General features: G+C 38.3%; 15 protein-coding genes. 9 read left to right on the forward strand and 6 right to left on the reverse strand.

All coding sequences use genetic code 11. The features are described from left to right. Positions 1 to 6: 6 nt before the first annotated feature. The 5 genes from ald to CA834_RS00325 all read right to left on the reverse strand — a co-directional run bounded on the left by ald (position 7) and on the right by CA834_RS00325 (position 7093). Positions 7 to 1107 (reverse strand): alanine dehydrogenase, encoded by a 1101-nt coding sequence (gene ald / locus CA834_RS00305; RefSeq protein WP_094966668.1) that lies wholly within the window; start codon positions 1105 to 1107, stop codon positions 7 to 9. Positions 1108 to 1424: 317 nt separating this feature from the next. Continuing rightward, positions 1425 to 2633 (reverse strand): CHRD domain-containing protein, encoded by a 1209-nt coding sequence (locus tag CA834_RS00310; RefSeq protein WP_094966669.1) that lies wholly within the window; start codon positions 2631 to 2633, stop codon positions 1425 to 1427. A 113-nt stretch (positions 2634 to 2746) separates the two neighbouring features. Beyond that, positions 2747 to 3565 (reverse strand): anti-sigma factor, encoded by an 819-nt coding sequence (locus CA834_RS00315; RefSeq protein ID WP_094966670.1) that lies wholly within the window; start codon positions 3563 to 3565, stop codon positions 2747 to 2749. After that, positions 3558 to 4097 (reverse strand): RNA polymerase sigma factor, encoded by a 540-nt coding sequence (locus tag CA834_RS00320; protein WP_094966671.1) that lies wholly within the window; start codon positions 4095 to 4097, stop codon positions 3558 to 3560. Before CA834_RS00320 ends, CA834_RS00315 begins: the two co-directional genes overlap by 8 nt. Positions 4098 to 4150: 53 nt before the next feature. Then, positions 4151 to 7093, reverse strand: coding sequence for a leucine--tRNA ligase (locus tag CA834_RS00325; protein WP_094966672.1), 2943 nt, complete (start codon positions 7091 to 7093; stop codon positions 4151 to 4153). A gap of 122 nt (positions 7094 to 7215) precedes the next feature. On the opposite strand from CA834_RS00325, the gene CA834_RS00330 reads away from it, so the two are divergent. The 6 genes from CA834_RS00330 (at position 7216) to CA834_RS00355 (ending at position 11186) form a co-directional block, all read left to right on the forward strand. Then, positions 7216 to 8094, forward strand: a complete 879-nt coding sequence (locus tag CA834_RS00330) for a cell division protein FtsX (RefSeq protein ID WP_094966673.1) — start codon at positions 7216 to 7218, stop codon at positions 8092 to 8094. A 74-nt stretch (positions 8095 to 8168) separates the two neighbouring features. After that, complete coding sequence (locus CA834_RS00335; RefSeq protein WP_133085435.1) at positions 8169 to 8525, forward strand: hypothetical protein; 357 nt, start codon at positions 8169 to 8171, stop codon at positions 8523 to 8525. A 3-nt stretch (positions 8526 to 8528) separates the two neighbouring features. Continuing rightward, on the forward strand, positions 8529 to 8798 hold the full coding sequence (locus CA834_RS00340; protein WP_094966675.1) for a DUF3098 domain-containing protein: 270 nt from the start codon (positions 8529 to 8531) through the stop codon (positions 8796 to 8798). A gap of 79 nt (positions 8799 to 8877) precedes the next feature. Then, positions 8878 to 9669, forward strand: a complete 792-nt coding sequence (locus tag CA834_RS00345; protein ID WP_094966676.1) for an undecaprenyl-diphosphate phosphatase — start codon at positions 8878 to 8880, stop codon at positions 9667 to 9669. A gap of 2 nt (positions 9670 to 9671) precedes the next feature. Beyond that, positions 9672 to 10367 carry a tRNA pseudouridine(55) synthase TruB gene (gene truB, locus CA834_RS00350; protein WP_094966677.1) on the forward strand — a complete coding sequence of 232 codons (696 nt, stop codon included), beginning with the start codon at positions 9672 to 9674 and terminating at the stop codon, positions 10365 to 10367. Between the two features lie 153 nt (positions 10368 to 10520). Continuing rightward, a complete protein-coding gene (locus CA834_RS00355) occupies positions 10521 to 11186 on the forward strand; it encodes an energy transducer TonB family protein (RefSeq protein WP_094966678.1) in 666 nt (221 codons plus the stop codon). Here the strand turns inward: CA834_RS00355 and CA834_RS00360 are convergent. Next, positions 11183 to 11800, reverse strand: coding sequence for a thioredoxin family protein (locus tag CA834_RS00360; RefSeq protein ID WP_094966679.1), 618 nt, complete (start codon positions 11798 to 11800; stop codon positions 11183 to 11185). The two genes, CA834_RS00355 and CA834_RS00360, sit on opposite strands and share 4 nt — an antisense overlap. An 80-nt stretch (positions 11801 to 11880) precedes the next feature. On the opposite strand from CA834_RS00360, the gene CA834_RS00365 reads away from it, so the two are divergent. The 3 genes from CA834_RS00365 to CA834_RS00375 all read left to right on the forward strand — a co-directional run bounded on the left by CA834_RS00365 (position 11881) and on the right by CA834_RS00375 (position 15323). Beyond that, a complete protein-coding gene (locus tag CA834_RS00365) occupies positions 11881 to 12144 on the forward strand; it encodes a hypothetical protein (RefSeq protein WP_094966680.1) in 264 nt (87 codons plus the stop codon). Continuing rightward, on the forward strand, positions 12128 to 12697 hold the full coding sequence (locus CA834_RS00370; RefSeq protein WP_094966681.1) for a DNA-3-methyladenine glycosylase I: 570 nt from the start codon (positions 12128 to 12130) through the stop codon (positions 12695 to 12697). The genes CA834_RS00365 and CA834_RS00370 overlap by 17 nt, the downstream gene beginning before the upstream one ends. Before the next feature lie 145 nt (positions 12698 to 12842). After that, on the forward strand, positions 12843 to 15323 hold the full coding sequence (locus tag CA834_RS00375; protein ID WP_240507379.1) for a PQQ-dependent sugar dehydrogenase: 2481 nt from the start codon (positions 12843 to 12845) through the stop codon (positions 15321 to 15323). Positions 15324 to 15328 lie beyond the last annotated feature (5 nt).

Below are 15328 nucleotides of genomic sequence, written 5' to 3' on the forward strand. Positions count from 1 at the left end.
GCGAACTTACATCGCGTCAACCGACCAGTTAAATGCCTCTGCTATTTCCTCATATACAATTTTGCCATTAACGACGTTTAGGCCTTTAGCCAAACTTTCATCCTGCTCACAAGCGCTTTCCCAACCTTCGTTGGCCAATCTCAGAACATAGGGTAAGGTAACATTGGTCAAAGCTAAGGTTGATGTGTAAGGCACAGCACCTGGCATATTGGCTACACAATAGTGCACTACATCATCAATGACATAGGTTGGGTCTTCATGCGTTGTAGGTTTGGTCGTTTCAATGCACCCGCCTTGATCAACAGCCACATCGACCAAAACCGTACCAGGTCGCATTTCCTTGAGCATATCTCTGGTAATTAATTTAGGTGCTTTTGCACCTTTTACTAAAACACCCCCAATGATTAAATCATGATCTTTTATACGGTTCCTAATATTAAACTCGCTCGAAAATTCAGTAACCACATGGCTTGGCATAACATCATTAACATAGCGCAATTGTTTCATGTTAATATCCATAATGGTGACATGAGCCCCTAAACCCGCAGCCATTTTTGCCGCTTGGATACCTACCGTACCAGCACCAAGAACCAAAACTTTTCCAGGCGGTACACCTGGCACTCCACCTAATAGTACGCCACGACCTTTAATTGGCTTTTCAAGATATTTTGCGCCTTGTTGAATAGCCATACGGCCAGCAACTTCAGACATAGGTGTGAGAAGTGGTAAGCTACCGTCTTTACATTCCACAGTTTCGTAGGCTATACAAACAGCACCGCTTTTCATCATAGCCTTTGTCAGTGGCTCGCTTGATGCAAAATGGAAATAGGTAAATACCACGTGATGCGATTTTATCAAAGGATATTCTTCTGCAATAGGTTCCTTTACCTTGACAATCATGTCGCAAGAGGCATAGACCTCTTCTATAGTATCTAAGACAATGGCTCCAACATCTCTATAATCATCATCAAAAAAACCACTACCAAAACCTGCATTTTTTTGCACATATACGGTGTGATTTTTCTTGGTCAATTCGAAAACACCAGAAGGTGTCATTCCTACACGGCTTTCATTGTTCTTGATCTCTTTGGGTACCCCGATTTTCATAGTTGTTGTTGATTTAGGATTTAATAGCAGGATGAAAGTACCACTAAAAAAATGAACTACGCAAATTTAGACACCTGCGCACAGTCATTTTTACGAAATTTTTATTTTGTAGATAATTTTTTTTTGATTCTTTAAAAAAGTAAGAGTTTTCAAAGAAATACATCAATAGATGAAGGTTATATTCTATCGATGACGTGAATCTTGGCTGTTGCGGGGCGCTTAACTAAGGTTAGATTATTGCCAAAGCTATTCACAATCATAGGGCAAAAAAAAAGCTGCCAAACGGCAGCTTTTAACCCAAATGTTGAACAATTAAACTACATAGCATTAGAACCTATGTTACCTTGGGCAACAATGGTTGCCAGTTCATCCATACTTAAATGCACATTAATATATCCATCTACACTAAGTAGGTCATTATACCCAAACATAGTATTGTCATCTAACATAGCAATGTTAGAACGACTTATGCCACTGGTACCATTGACTGGGGCAAACGTATAAAGAATTGGGCCACCCTCTGAAGCCGAATTCATATGGATATGTGCAGGATGCATGCCACCATCTGGGGTTCCTATTAATGTAATTGTAGCTTGCGCTTCACCATTAAGACGCTCTTCAAATAATACCGAACCGCTTATGCCCGGCACATCTATTTCTCCTAAAGCATAAGACTTAGACTCTCCTGTAAGCTCGTTTTGTCCTATATCACCCTGGGCAACAATCGTGGCAAGTTCGTCCATGCTTAAGTGTACATTAACGTAACCGTCTACGCCTAAAATAGCATCGTAACCGAATATGGAGCCATCATCTAATGTTGCTACGTTAGAACGACTGATACCAGATGTACCGTCAACAGGTGTAAAGGTGTAAAGAATAGCACCACCTTCTGCAGCTGTGTTCATATGGATATGTGCCGGATGCGTGCCTCCGTCTGGTGTTCCATTTAGCATAATGGTAGCCTGCGCTTCACCATTAAGACGCTCTTCAAATAATACCGAACCGCTTATGCCAGGTAGATCTATTTCACCTAGAGCGTAAGATTTTGACATTCCCGTTAATTCATTTTGACCTATATCACCCTGCGCAACAACAGTAGCTAGATCATCAGCGCTTAAATGCACATTAATATAGCCATCAAAATCGATTAAGCCTTCATAATTTAGGGGCATGCCATCATTGGTTTGCGACACAATAGTCTCACTCACTCCAGTGGCTCCATTAACTTGGTTTAAACTTACAGCAATAGCACCGCCTTCTGCAGCTGTATTAACATGAATGTGCGCCGGATGCATACCGTCTTGTGGTGTTCCGGTCAAATTTAAGCTTACCAAAACACTACCATCTAGTTGTTCAGCAAACGTGGCAGAGCCTGAAACACCTGAACTAGATAATTCAAACAACTGATAGGTTTTAGATTCTAGATTTGGATTAATCATAACATCGTCATCATCTTTACTACAGTTGGTAAAAAACAATGCCGATATAAACAATGTTAAAATAGTTCGTCTTTTTAAATACTTCATTTTTTTTGTTTTTATGGTTTGCTGTACCTACGAAGTAATTTAGACGAGGGTTCAATAAATATTCATTTTATGAAATATTTAAGAAAAAAGGGGTATAAGCCCACTGGCTGAATTTAAGATTCAATTCCGCCGAGCACATACAATTGCTCTAATGTCGGAGTTTCGCTTCCTCCCGCGGGTTCTAGGGTGATACCGAACGCTTCGGATGCGTTTGGATTATCAAAGGTAAATAAGGTATTTTCCTGATTGAAATTTTCAAGTAATCCTAAACTAGTAGGGGTTAATGGATCCATGGTTAAAGACCAAACTTGATAGACCATTGCTTCTGGTGCTACTGGTAACTGGCTTGCATCAATGATGATTTTATTTTCTTCGGTATTCCAAAATACACTAACGCTTGATTCTGGGGAAATGTCTTGCCCTTTCAAATTAACCTTTCTTGTATTGATGGAAGCGACAGTTCTTAATAGTTCTTCTTTAATAACCGTATTTTGTATTTGGCTCTCAATTTGCTGTTCAAGTTTTTCTTTTTGTTCAATATTCGCGCTTAAAATAGATTTAACCTCAGTTGTATTTTGGTATTGGAATATGAAGAAAATTAAAAATGTTGCAGCGGCCGCCCAACCAACTAGCGGATTCAAGAGGATGGTTTTTGGTTTCTTTGCCACTTGAGTTGTTTCAGATTGCTCAAGCTGTGTTAGATCGACCCTTTGGGTAACAATTTTTTTAAGAACCTCTGCAAAGTCTTGGTCTTTGGATATGGTAGCTTCTTTCGCAAGGTGCATTACTATTTGTTCTATAGCCTCCACTTCACGTCTTAACTCTGGGCTATGTTCTATAAGTTCTGCCAATTCTGCATTGCGCTCCTCAGAGAGCAAGCCAGCCACATATAGTTCTAGTTCACCTGACGCTATTAGATCTTTACTATTCATTTTCTAAATTTTCTCGAAGCTTTTTCAAACAATTTCTATTACGGCTTTTTACCGTACCTACAGGAATCGATAATCTTTCAGCAGCCATGATCTGTGTGTAGTCCTTAAAATAAAGCATTTCAATTAATTCCACACATTTCTTTTTTAATTGTTGTAGCATCCGTTTTAAGCCTTCGTAATTTTCACCTGACACGTTCTCACTCGCCGGTTTTTCAAAGATATTAACGAAAAAATCTAAGGAATGGTTCTTTTTTTGTCGTTTAAATTCCTTGGACCTCGTGTAATCTATGGCCGCATTTCTAGCCATGTTCAGAAGCCATGTAAAAAAACGTCCTTTTTTCGCATCGTATAATTGAGCTTTTTCCCAGACCTTGACAAATACGTCTTGACAAATTTCTTTAGAAATGGCCTCGTCCTGTATGATAATGTTTATGGCGCCAAGTATATTTTCGGCATACATGTTATGCAGCTGCTCAAAGGCATCAACATTATGCTGCTTCAATTCTACTACTAATCTATCTATATTTTCCATACTGCCTTTTAAGAACCATAACTTGTTATTTGTACCTTGCTTTTTTACTTAGGTTAGCCTACAATATTTACGATCTTACCGGGCACTATAATGACTTTTTTTGGTGTGCGACCCTGTAATTGTTCTTGCGTTTTTTCGTAGGCCAAGACCGTTTTTTCAATATCCTCCTTAGTCATATCTAGAGGCAACTCCAAGGTAAACCGCATTTTACCATTAAAGGAAATCGGATAGTTTTTGGTACTTTCTACCACATACTTTTCCTCAAATTTTGGAAATGCAGCCAAAGAAATAGATGCTGTATGCCCTAATTTTTCCCACAACTCTTCTGCAATGTGCGGTGCATAGGGAGAAATCAATATCAATAAAGGTTCTAATACGGTTTTACTTGTACACTTTTGAGCGGTCAATTCATTTACGGCAATCATAAAGGTAGATACCGAGGTATTAAAAGAAAAATTCTCAATGTCCTCCTCGACTTTCTTTATGGTTTTATGTAGGGTTTTTAGATGGTCTTTTGTGGGTTCGGCATCCTTAACGTTTAAACCATTTTCCCCAACGTATAATTTCCAGAGTTTTTTAAGAAAGCTATGGACACCTGAAATACCCGCCGTATTCCATGGCTTGTATTGTTCTAAGGGTCCTAAAAACATTTCGTAAAGCCTGAGGCTGTCGGCTCCGTATTGCTCACAAATGGCATCTGGATTAACTACATTGTATTTAGATTTAGACATTTTTTCGACATCATGCTTGACTTTAATATATCCATCTTCCTCACCAATAAAATATGCATTATCTAATTCTGGTCTCCACTTAATTAAATCATCAATTTTAACAAGGCTGCTGCTATTTACAAGTGAAACATCAACATGAGTTGGCGAAAAATTCTCGTATTTAGCTTTATTGGAAACATGAAAATTTTTTTCAAACAATTCTTTCAAATCTCCAATGAAAAAATCTTCAAAACGCTTCTTTTCATCAACAACTTTATTTATTGTCTCATAATTTGTGTAAATAACAATTGGTTTGGCATCCTTTTTTAGACTTGTATTCCACTTGAATAAAAAAGCACTTGTCCCCAAAATCATTCCTTGGTTAATCAACTTTTTAAAAGGCTCCTCAACATTTACAAACCCTCTATCCTTCATAAACTTTACCCAAAAACGCGAGTACAACAAATGGCCTGTAGCGTGTTCGCTACCTCCTATATATAAATCCACATTTTCCCAATAGTTTAAGGCTTCTTCAGAAGCAAATGCCTCATCTCTCTTCGCTTTTTCTTCCATGTATCTGAAAAAATACCAGGAGCTACCTGCCCAACCTGGCATGGTGTTGAGTTCTAATGGGAAGATTGTTTTATTATCTATCAACTCATTACTCACTACTTTCTTCTCAATACTATTCCACGCCCAAACATCGGCACGTCCTAAAGGCGGCTCGCCTTCTTCGGTTGGTAAGTATTTTTCTACTTCTGGCAAGGTGAGTGGTAAGTATTCAGCATCTATCATCTGTGGCATGCCATTCACATAATACACCGGAAACGGCTCGCCCCAATAGCGCTGGCGTGAAAACACGGCATCGCGTAAACGGTAATTAGTTTTACCTTGACCCTGTCCTATTTGTTCTAGCTCGTAAATAACGCGCTTAGTAGCCTTTTTAAAATCTAAGCCATTAAGAAAATCGCTATTGGCAATTTTAACCTTGTCTTTAGAGGCATAGGCTTCTTCCGAAATATCAACACCATCAAAAATATTAGGAATGTCTATTCCAAAATGTTTTGCAAAATCGTAATCGCGCTGGTCGCCACAGGGCACAGCCATAACGGCGCCTGTGCCGTAGCCTGCCAAGACGTAATCGCCAATCCAGATAGGAATTGGATTTTTTGTAAATGGATGTTCTGCATAGGCCCCCGTAAAAACACCTGAAATGGTTTTTACATCGGCCATCCGGTCGCGCTCGCTTCGTTTTGCCGTTTTTTCTATGTAGGCTTCCACCTCAGCCCTTTGAGCTTCGGTTGTTATTTTAGATACTAGCTCATGTTCTGGCGCCAAGGTCATGAAGGAGGCTCCAAAAATGGTATCTGGACGTGTGGTAAACACCTCAATGGTCTCGGCATGATCTTTAACGTTAAACGAAACAGATGCACCTACGGATTTCCCAATCCAGTTGCGCTGGCTTTCCTTCAGCGAATCCGTCCAATCTATCGTTTCCAAACCTTGCAATAAACGCTCAGCATAAGCTGAAATCCGCATACTCCATTGGGTCATTTTTTTCCGAATCACAGGATGACCGCCACGTTCAGAAACGCCATTGACAATTTCATCATTGGCTAAAACCGTTCCAAGCGCAGGACACCAGTTAACTTCAGTTTCGGCTAAGTAGGTCAATCTATATTTCAACAAGATTTCCTGTTGTTGTTCAGAAGTATAGCTATTCCAATCCGAAGCGGTAAACGGGTCTATGTTATCATCACAAGCCGCATTAACTGCAACGTTTCCTTCTGATTTAAATCTTTCCACCAATGTGTCAATAGATTCAGCCTTATCGGAATCGTTATTGTACCACGATTCAAACAACTGAATAAAAATCCATTGGGTCCATTTGTAGTACTTTGGGTCTGAGGTGCGTACTTCTCTTGACCAGTCAAAAGAGAAACCGATTTGATCTAGTTGGCGACGGTAGGTTTTTATGTTTGTTTCTGTGGTAACAGCAGGGTGTTGACCTGTTTGTATGGCGTATTGCTCAGCCGGCAGACCAAAACTATCGTAACCTTGCGGATGAAGTACATTAAACCCTTTATGACGTTTGTAACGGGCATAAATATCACTGGCGATATAACCTAATGGATGACCGACATGCAAACCCGCACCACTTGGATAAGGGAACATGTCTAGAACGTAATATTTTGGTCTATTTGAATGATTTTCGGCTTTAAAAGTCTCATGCTTTTCCCAATACGCTTGCCACTTTTTTTCAATAGCCTTAAAATTGTACCTCATCACAAAGATTCATTGAAATAAGCAGCAAATTTAGGGCTATTACAACACAATTAAAAACTAAACGTTGTAATAGTCGGCAGAAGGAAATTGTTTTTTATTTTTACAGCACTAATCCATTTTTTATGGCATCATCCTTTGATAAGTATCAAAAGCGCAAACTGATTTCATCCTATATTTCTGTAGTGATTAGTATCTCCCTAGTGCTATTTCTTTTAGGGTGTCTTGGGTTGCTTGTCATCAACTCAAAGAAAGTAGCTAATCATTTCAAGGAACAAGTGGTGATGACCATTTATTTAAATGATACGGCTAAAGAGGTAGAAGTAAATCAATTGAAGAAAAGCTTGGCGATGTCAGACTATACCAAAGAAGCCGTTTATGTATCTAAAGAAGAGGCTGCAGACTATATGAAAGCCGAGACTGGTGAGGATTTTATGGATTTTGTGGGCTATAACCCACTTAAAAATTCTATTGATGTTTATTTAAACGCCGACTTCGTAACCACAGAACAACTTGCGGAAATTAGCAATACCCTTGCAAACAAAACGTTTATTGAGGAAATACGGTATGATAATGATTTGGTAGAATTAATGAATGATAACGTCAAAAAAATATCTTTTTGGGTATTGGTTATAAGTGGAGTGTTCACCCTGATAGCTGTTTTACTCATTAATAGTTCTATTAGACTTGCGGTCTATTCAAAACGATTTATAATAAAAACTATGCAAATGGTTGGGGCGACCAAAAGTTTTATTCGGCGGCCCTTTATATGGACGAGTGTTCAACTGGGTATTATAGGCGCTATTGTAGCACTCATGGGTTTGGCTGTTGTTTTGTATTATCTCAACTTGACATTTCCAGAATTGGAGCTTTTAAGAAATTCAATCTTATTAGTATTATTGTTCGTTGGCATTTTTGTGATGGGTATTGTAATTACATGGATCAGTACCTTCATTGCGACACAGCGTTTTTTGAACTTGAAAACGGATCAGCTTTATTATTAGTGTTAAGTTGATAGTTGTTGGTTGTTAGAAAATAAAATTTACTGGCTTTCGTTAGTATTTAAAAACCACCGTTCATGAAAAAATCCGTTAGAAATGCACTCATAATTTTGCCCATCTTGGTTTTAATTCCATTTTTGTTTTTTAAATCTTGCATGATTTACAATCCAAAACCCGCTGATTGTGATATTGTAACTACAAAAATCATTAAGGTAAGGGAAGGTTCTACCTTTGACATCCAATTTAAAGGAAGTACCGGCAATACCTATTACATCAACAGAGGATTAGAACAAGGTTTAAATTTAGATACTCTTAACGCTTTGGTTTTAAATAAAACCGTTACTTTGCATTTAGCAAAATTAGCTTTCGGTCCTACCAAACACATTGCCCAGCTTGCAATTGATGACCAAGTTATTTTTACAGAATTCGATTAGATTATGGGTGAAAAAAAACGAAAAGAGGCTTCTAAAGCCGAGTTTATTTTTGGAAAGAAAAACTACAAATGGTTATTTATTGGCTTGGCCTTTATCGCTGTTGGTTTTATAATTATGGCCGGTGGCGGTAGTGATGACCCAAACGTTTTTGACCCTTCAATTTTTCACTGGAGACGCATCCGTTTAGCACCAACTTTAGTATTGATTGGATTTGGCATTCAGGTCTATGCCATTCTTCTAAATCCCGATAAGGAAAAAAAATCAGATAAATAAAATAAGGAATATCCTATACATTGAACTTTCACATGTCTTATTTTGGAAATTGACTAATGAAAGATGATATTTGCTCCCCATGGATATATTAGATGCCATCATATTAGGTGTTGTACAAGGACTCACGGAATTTCTACCTGTGTCCTCGAGTGGTCACTTAGAATTGGGGAAGGCCATATTGGGCGATAATTCCTTGCCGCAAGAGAGTTTATTATTTACCGTGGTTCTGCATTTTGCTACGGCCTTAAGCACTATGGTTGTATTTAGAAAGGATATTGTTACCATTCTTAAAGGTGCTCTCCAATTTCAATGGAATGAGGATTTACAATTTATTTTAAAAATTGCGCTTTCCATGATACCGGCAACAATTGTGGGCCTATTCTATGAAGAGGAACTCGAGCAACTCTTTAGTGGTAATATCTTTCTCGTAGGTAGTATGCTTATTGTCACTGCTGTTTTACTGTTTCTAGCCGATAAGGCCAAGGACACAAAAAAAAACGTAACGTTTTCAAATGCTCTTATGATAGGTATATCCCAAACCATTGCTATACTTCCAGGTATCTCCAGGTCTGGAGCTACTATTTCTACATCCGTTTTATTGGGGAATGATAAAACCAAAGCCGCTAGATTTTCATTTTTAATGGTTGTACCACTCATTTTCGGAAAAATTTTTAAAGATATATTTAGTGGTGCCCTCACCTATGAGAACTCAAACTTTACAAGCCTGACTGTCGGATTTGCCGCAGCCTTTATAGCTGGTTTATTTGCTTGTACATGGATGATAGCTTTGGTAAAAAAAAGTAAGTTATCCTACTTTGCCATATACTGTGCTGTTGTTGGTATTACTGCAATCATCTGGACGTTTCTGTAATCATGAAAACACTAGACGACTATAAAAACGGTCAGGTTGTTTTAATTGATAAACCTCTAGAATGGACTTCCTTTCAAGCCGTTAGTAAATTGCGTTGGGCTATCCGAAAAGCTTTTGGTATTAAGAAAATAAAAGTTGGTCATGCAGGTACCCTAGACCCATTAGCCTCTGGTTTGTTGGTGATCTGTACAGGTAAAATGACAAAGCAAATCAATATCTTCCAGGGCCAAGAGAAAGAATATACGGGCATTATTACATTGGGTGGCACTACGCCATCTTACGATTTGGAAACTGATATTGATAAAACATTTCCAACAGATCATATTACTGAAGCTCTAATCCATGATACTACAAAACAATTTATTGGAACCATAGATCAATTTCCACCCGTGTTTTCCGCGATTAAAAAAGACGGAAAGCGACTTTATGAATTTGCTAGAGCTGGCCAAGAGGTTGATATTACATCTAGACAAGTGGAAATATCAGAATTTGAAATTACTGAAAAGCTTAACCAGCAACTTAAATTTAGAGTGGTTTGTAGTAAAGGCACTTACATTAGGTCACTAGCCCACGATTTTGGAACAGCACTAAACTCAGGCGCACACTTATCAAAACTACGCCGGACACGTATCGGAAATTTTCTGGTTGATGATGCCATGTCACCTCTGGATTTCGTGAATACCCTACCTCTTAGCTAAGCAATTTGCAAGAGTTGAATAAGCCTTGTTTAAACCATTTCGTTATTATATTCGTATATACCTTGAATTAAACTTTAGATTTTTTTGAAATTTATTGAAACATACAAAGCTGCAATAATCACTTTTCTGTTAGCCGGAATTTTAATCTTGTCGATGTTTAGTATTCAGCTTAGGCAAAAGGGTAAACTTATAACCGAGAGTTACTACGAACTTGAACCTGAGCCAGAGCCATTGAAAAAGGAACTTAAAAATAGCGAACCCTTAAAAGATGGAGCAAGTGATAAGGCCTTTAACGAAGACGAGGAATACAAAAAAATAATGCAGAATTTTAAGTCGGTTAGTGCAAATGACTTTGAACGAACTACCAAAACCCTTGAAGCATCCAAAACCAATAATGTCAATGAGGAAAATAGTCTTAACGAATCTTATGCCGCTAATAAGAGCGCGGGCTTAAATTCAAAAGAGACCGAATCTTACAAAAAATTACAAGAAGAACTGAAAAAGCGGTTAGACAACAAAAAAATTGCAGACGAACACGCCAAGTCTAAAAGCACACTCACCTATTCCCTTAAAGGTAGAGCCTTAGAATATTATAAAACCCCACGCTATTTATGTGAATTTGGGGGCAAAATTGTAGTAAGCATTAAAGTTGATGCCAACGGTACTGTTTATGATGCCTACATTAATGGTTCTTCTAACTCTAACAACCAATGTCTTATAAACCATGCTATTGAATATGCTAAATCTGCTAGGTTCAGTAGCTCTGAAAGAAAAGACCAGCTAGGCACCATAACCTTTATCTTCAAAGGAAAAGGTTAAGACAATAGCTCGACCAAATCTTGGATAGTAGACTGTCCTTTGTCCTTATTATACCAGCGTTGCAAATCTTCCTTAAATTCTAAAGTTAAACTTCCATGTTTTAACTTATAATCATTTACCATTTCGGTAGCTTTTGTTGGCCTAGGTCCAAAGGTGTTTAAGACCGTATCTGTTTTGTTATCTAACATAATGAGTTTCGGAATAGACCTACCGCCATTAGTTAAAAACTCATTCATCAACGCGTCATTATCATCTCTGAGGACAATACGATAATTTATGTTTTTGTTGAGCTCGGCAACTTTATTAATCACTGGTAAAATATGGGCTGCATCTCCACACCAACTTTCCGTTAAAACCAACCAAGTAACGTCCCCTGTAAAACCTTGAATTTTTGCTTTATCCTGGTCAGTTAATTTAACCATCTTATCCCAGCGTTTCATGCGTCTTTGGTTGAGCATGGTATAATTTGCCATGGCTTCCGTCTTTTCATTACCCGTAGTCGATGAAATCTCAACTAACGAATTTACTAATTCAACGTACTCTTGATAGGACACACTATTTTCAAGGCTTTCTGAAATTACTGTTTTAACCATATATACTCCTGATATTTCCATGTTACAAATTTAAGTTGGTATTTATATTTTTTCTGTCACAGTTGTTACCTTAGTAGTTAAATTAAAGGAATACTTACAATATGAGAGATCAGTGGGTTGTTGCATTAGATTACCTTAGAATAGTTTTGCTATTAGGATTTGCCTTGCCTGTTATGGCCATGTATTTTGACTGGTTTAAAGACAGTACATTTTTTACTGAAGAGCGACTCAACACTATTAAAAATAGTGCCATACTCTTTTACATTATTGTTTACGTCATAGAGCTAAGGTTAAAATTAAAGATCAAAGACAATCACATAGCCGTTCTTAAAACTAAGCTACATAAATATGAACAGGGAGCCTAAACGCTGCGGATGGTGCAAAGGTGACCCTCTGTATGAGGCTTATCATGATAAAGAGTGGGGTGTGCCCGTTTACGATGATGATACTTTATTTGAATTTTTAGTTTTAGAGACGTTTCAAGCAGGTTTAAGTTGGATTACAATTCTACGTAAACGAGAGAACTTCAGACTTGCATTTGATAATTTCAATTATAAACGCATTTCAAATTACGATGACGAAAAAATTACTGCGCTTTTAAACAATTCAGGAATTATTCGCAATAAGCTTAAGATAAGAGCCACGGTATCAAATGCGCGGGCATTTATTAAGATTCAAGAAGACTTTGGTTCATTCTCCAACTATATTTGGGGATTTATCGATGGCACTCCAATTAAAAATAATTTTAATAATCTGAAGGATATACCTGCAAATACAAGCCTAAGCGATACGATAAGTAAAGATTTGAAGAAACGGGGATTTAAGTTTGTGGGTAGCACCGTCGTATATGCTCACATGCAGGCTACAGGTATGGTTAACGATCATATTATGTCTTGTTTCAGATACAACGAGGTCTGAGGATTTCTCATAAGTCAAAAGATTTAAATACCTTAGTAAAACAAATTAAATATTGTTCTGAATTAGTAATACTATTTTATTAATGCTGAAATTTCCCCAAATAATGATATATGCTATGAGGTTTCCAAAATTTATGTTCACTCTGATGAGTCTATTAAGCCTAATGGGTTTAAGCGCTCAAATCACTTATGAATCTGCCTTTCCAAACATTACATTTTCACGCCCTGTTGAAATTCAAAACGCCCAAGATGGTTCAAACAGGATGTTTGTGGTTGAGCAGCCTGGTCGCATTGAGGTATTTCCAAACACCCCAAATGTAACAGGTGCACAAGTATCAACGTTTTTAAATATTGAAGGCATTGTAACATTTTCTGCTGGGCAAGAGATGGGTCTTCTGGGATTAGCTTTCCATCCTAATTACAGTCAAAATGGTTATTTCTATGTCTATTATACCACTGGTAGTTCCAGTAATTTAAGAATGATAACGTCTAGATTTACAGTAGATTCATCAAATCCAAATCTTGCAGATCCTAATAGCGAAGTCGTATTATTAGAATACAACAAAAACCAATCCAACAGCAACCATAATGGCGGTAAGATTGCTTTTGGCGTAGATGGCTATCTCTATATTTCAGTAGGCGATGGCGGTGGTGGAAACGATCCGCAGAATAATGCACAAAACATCAATAATAGCTTTGGTAGCATCTTAAGGATTGATGTAGACGTGGACGGCAGCAACCCCATGGCACCGAATGGAAATTACGAAATACCAAGTGACAACCCCTTTGCAAGTGGACCAGGCTTAGACGAAATCTTTGCATATGGCATAAGGAACACATGGAAGTTCTCAATTGATGAAGTTACTGGTAATATTTGGGGAGCAGATGTTGGTCAAGGTGATTTTGAAGAAATAAATCTTATCGCTAACGGTGGAAACTACGGTTGGAAACGTTTTGAAGCTGAGAGTGTGGCCAACAATACACCTACAGAAGGACCTGGTCCGCTTACATTTCCTGTTTATTTCTATTCGCACAATTTAGGAGATGTTTCTATTACTGGCGGCTATGTATATAGAGGCTCTGAGATAAGCAGTTTAAGCCCAGATATTAACTCTAAATACATTTTTGCAGACTACGTTAGCGGTCGGGTTTGGGCATTGGATTATAACTCAACAACCCAAGTTGCAACAAGAACACTACTTTTTGATACTCCGGGATTCGTTTCTACATTTGGTTTGGACGAAAACGGCGAGATTTATTTTAGCTCCTACGGCAGTACAGCTCAAATCTTCAAGCTTAAAGATGGTACTACGGCGCCTTCTGGAACCGCTGTAAATGGCATAGGCACTTGGGCCAATGTTACGTCCAGCGCCATAAATGGCCAAATAAGGGCTGTTGAAACAGCTTTCGATGGTAGTGTTTATATAGGTGGTGATTTTAGTGTTTCCGGAAATAGTGGAATTAACAATATTGCCGTTTGGTCAGAATCAGATGGCCTGAGCACCATGGGGAGCACTAATGGCACTATTAATGCCTTAAAAATTGCACCAAATGGTGACTTATATGCTGGTGGAAATTTTTCAGAAATAGGAGGTGTCAGTGCAAATAATATTGCGTTTTGGAACGGCACATCATGGTTTCCTCTTGCTTCGGGTATTGACGGTTCTGTGGCTGCTATAGCGATAGATGCCAATGGAAATGTATATGCCGGTGGTATTTTTGAGAACCTCAACAACTCGCCAGCACGAAATATAGCAGTTTGGAATGGTACGACTTGGAGTTCACTTGAAGACCAAACAACCTCCATAGCTGGAACCAATAATGAGATTCGTTCCCTTGATATTGACAATTCCGGCATTTTATATGTTGGAGGTAATTTTGATGAAGCTGGAGGTGTATCAGCAAATAGGATTGCCACTTGGAATGGAACCAATTGGGGTAGTCTTGGCACTGGAACGAGCGGATTTGTTGAAGCCATTGCAACTACGGATAATGCTATTTTTGTTGGCGGTAATTTTGGCGAAGCTGGAGGGCAACAAGTCAACCGGATTGCGAAGTGGGACAAAAATACCAACACTTGGTCTAGCTTGGGAAATGGTGTGAGCAATATTGTTACAGCGTTGATTCACGATGGACAAAATCTTTATGCTGGAGGCGGGTTTGAAATAGCTAACAATAGCGCAACCGATCGAATCATAGTTAATAAAATAGCCCAATATAATGAGACCGATGGCTGGAGACCTCTAGGTACTTATACTGATGTTGGTGTAGATACCCAAATTAATGCCATACAGTTTGCAAAGGATACAAGTGGAATTGATAAAATATTTGTTGGTGGAAATTTTACAACAGCTGGGAACATATCCGCTCAAGATATTGCGCAATGGCTATCAGACGATGCCTTAAATGTATCTGAGGTAGACCTTTTAGATGGTTTTCAAATCTATCCTAATCCCACATCATCCAATGTTAGGCTGAGTCGCTCTGTGCCATGGTATCTAAGCGATGCCCTAGGGAGGAAAATTACATCAGGAAGCAGTGATGTTGTACCTATGACTGCACTACCCCAGGGACTATACTTCCTCAACGTCTCAAAAAAAATTACCTTTAAGATCATTAAAAGATAACCACG

This window comes from Winogradskyella aurantia, from assembly GCF_002266855.1.
GTDB lineage: Bacteria > Bacteroidota > Bacteroidia > Flavobacteriales > Flavobacteriaceae > Winogradskyella > Winogradskyella aurantia.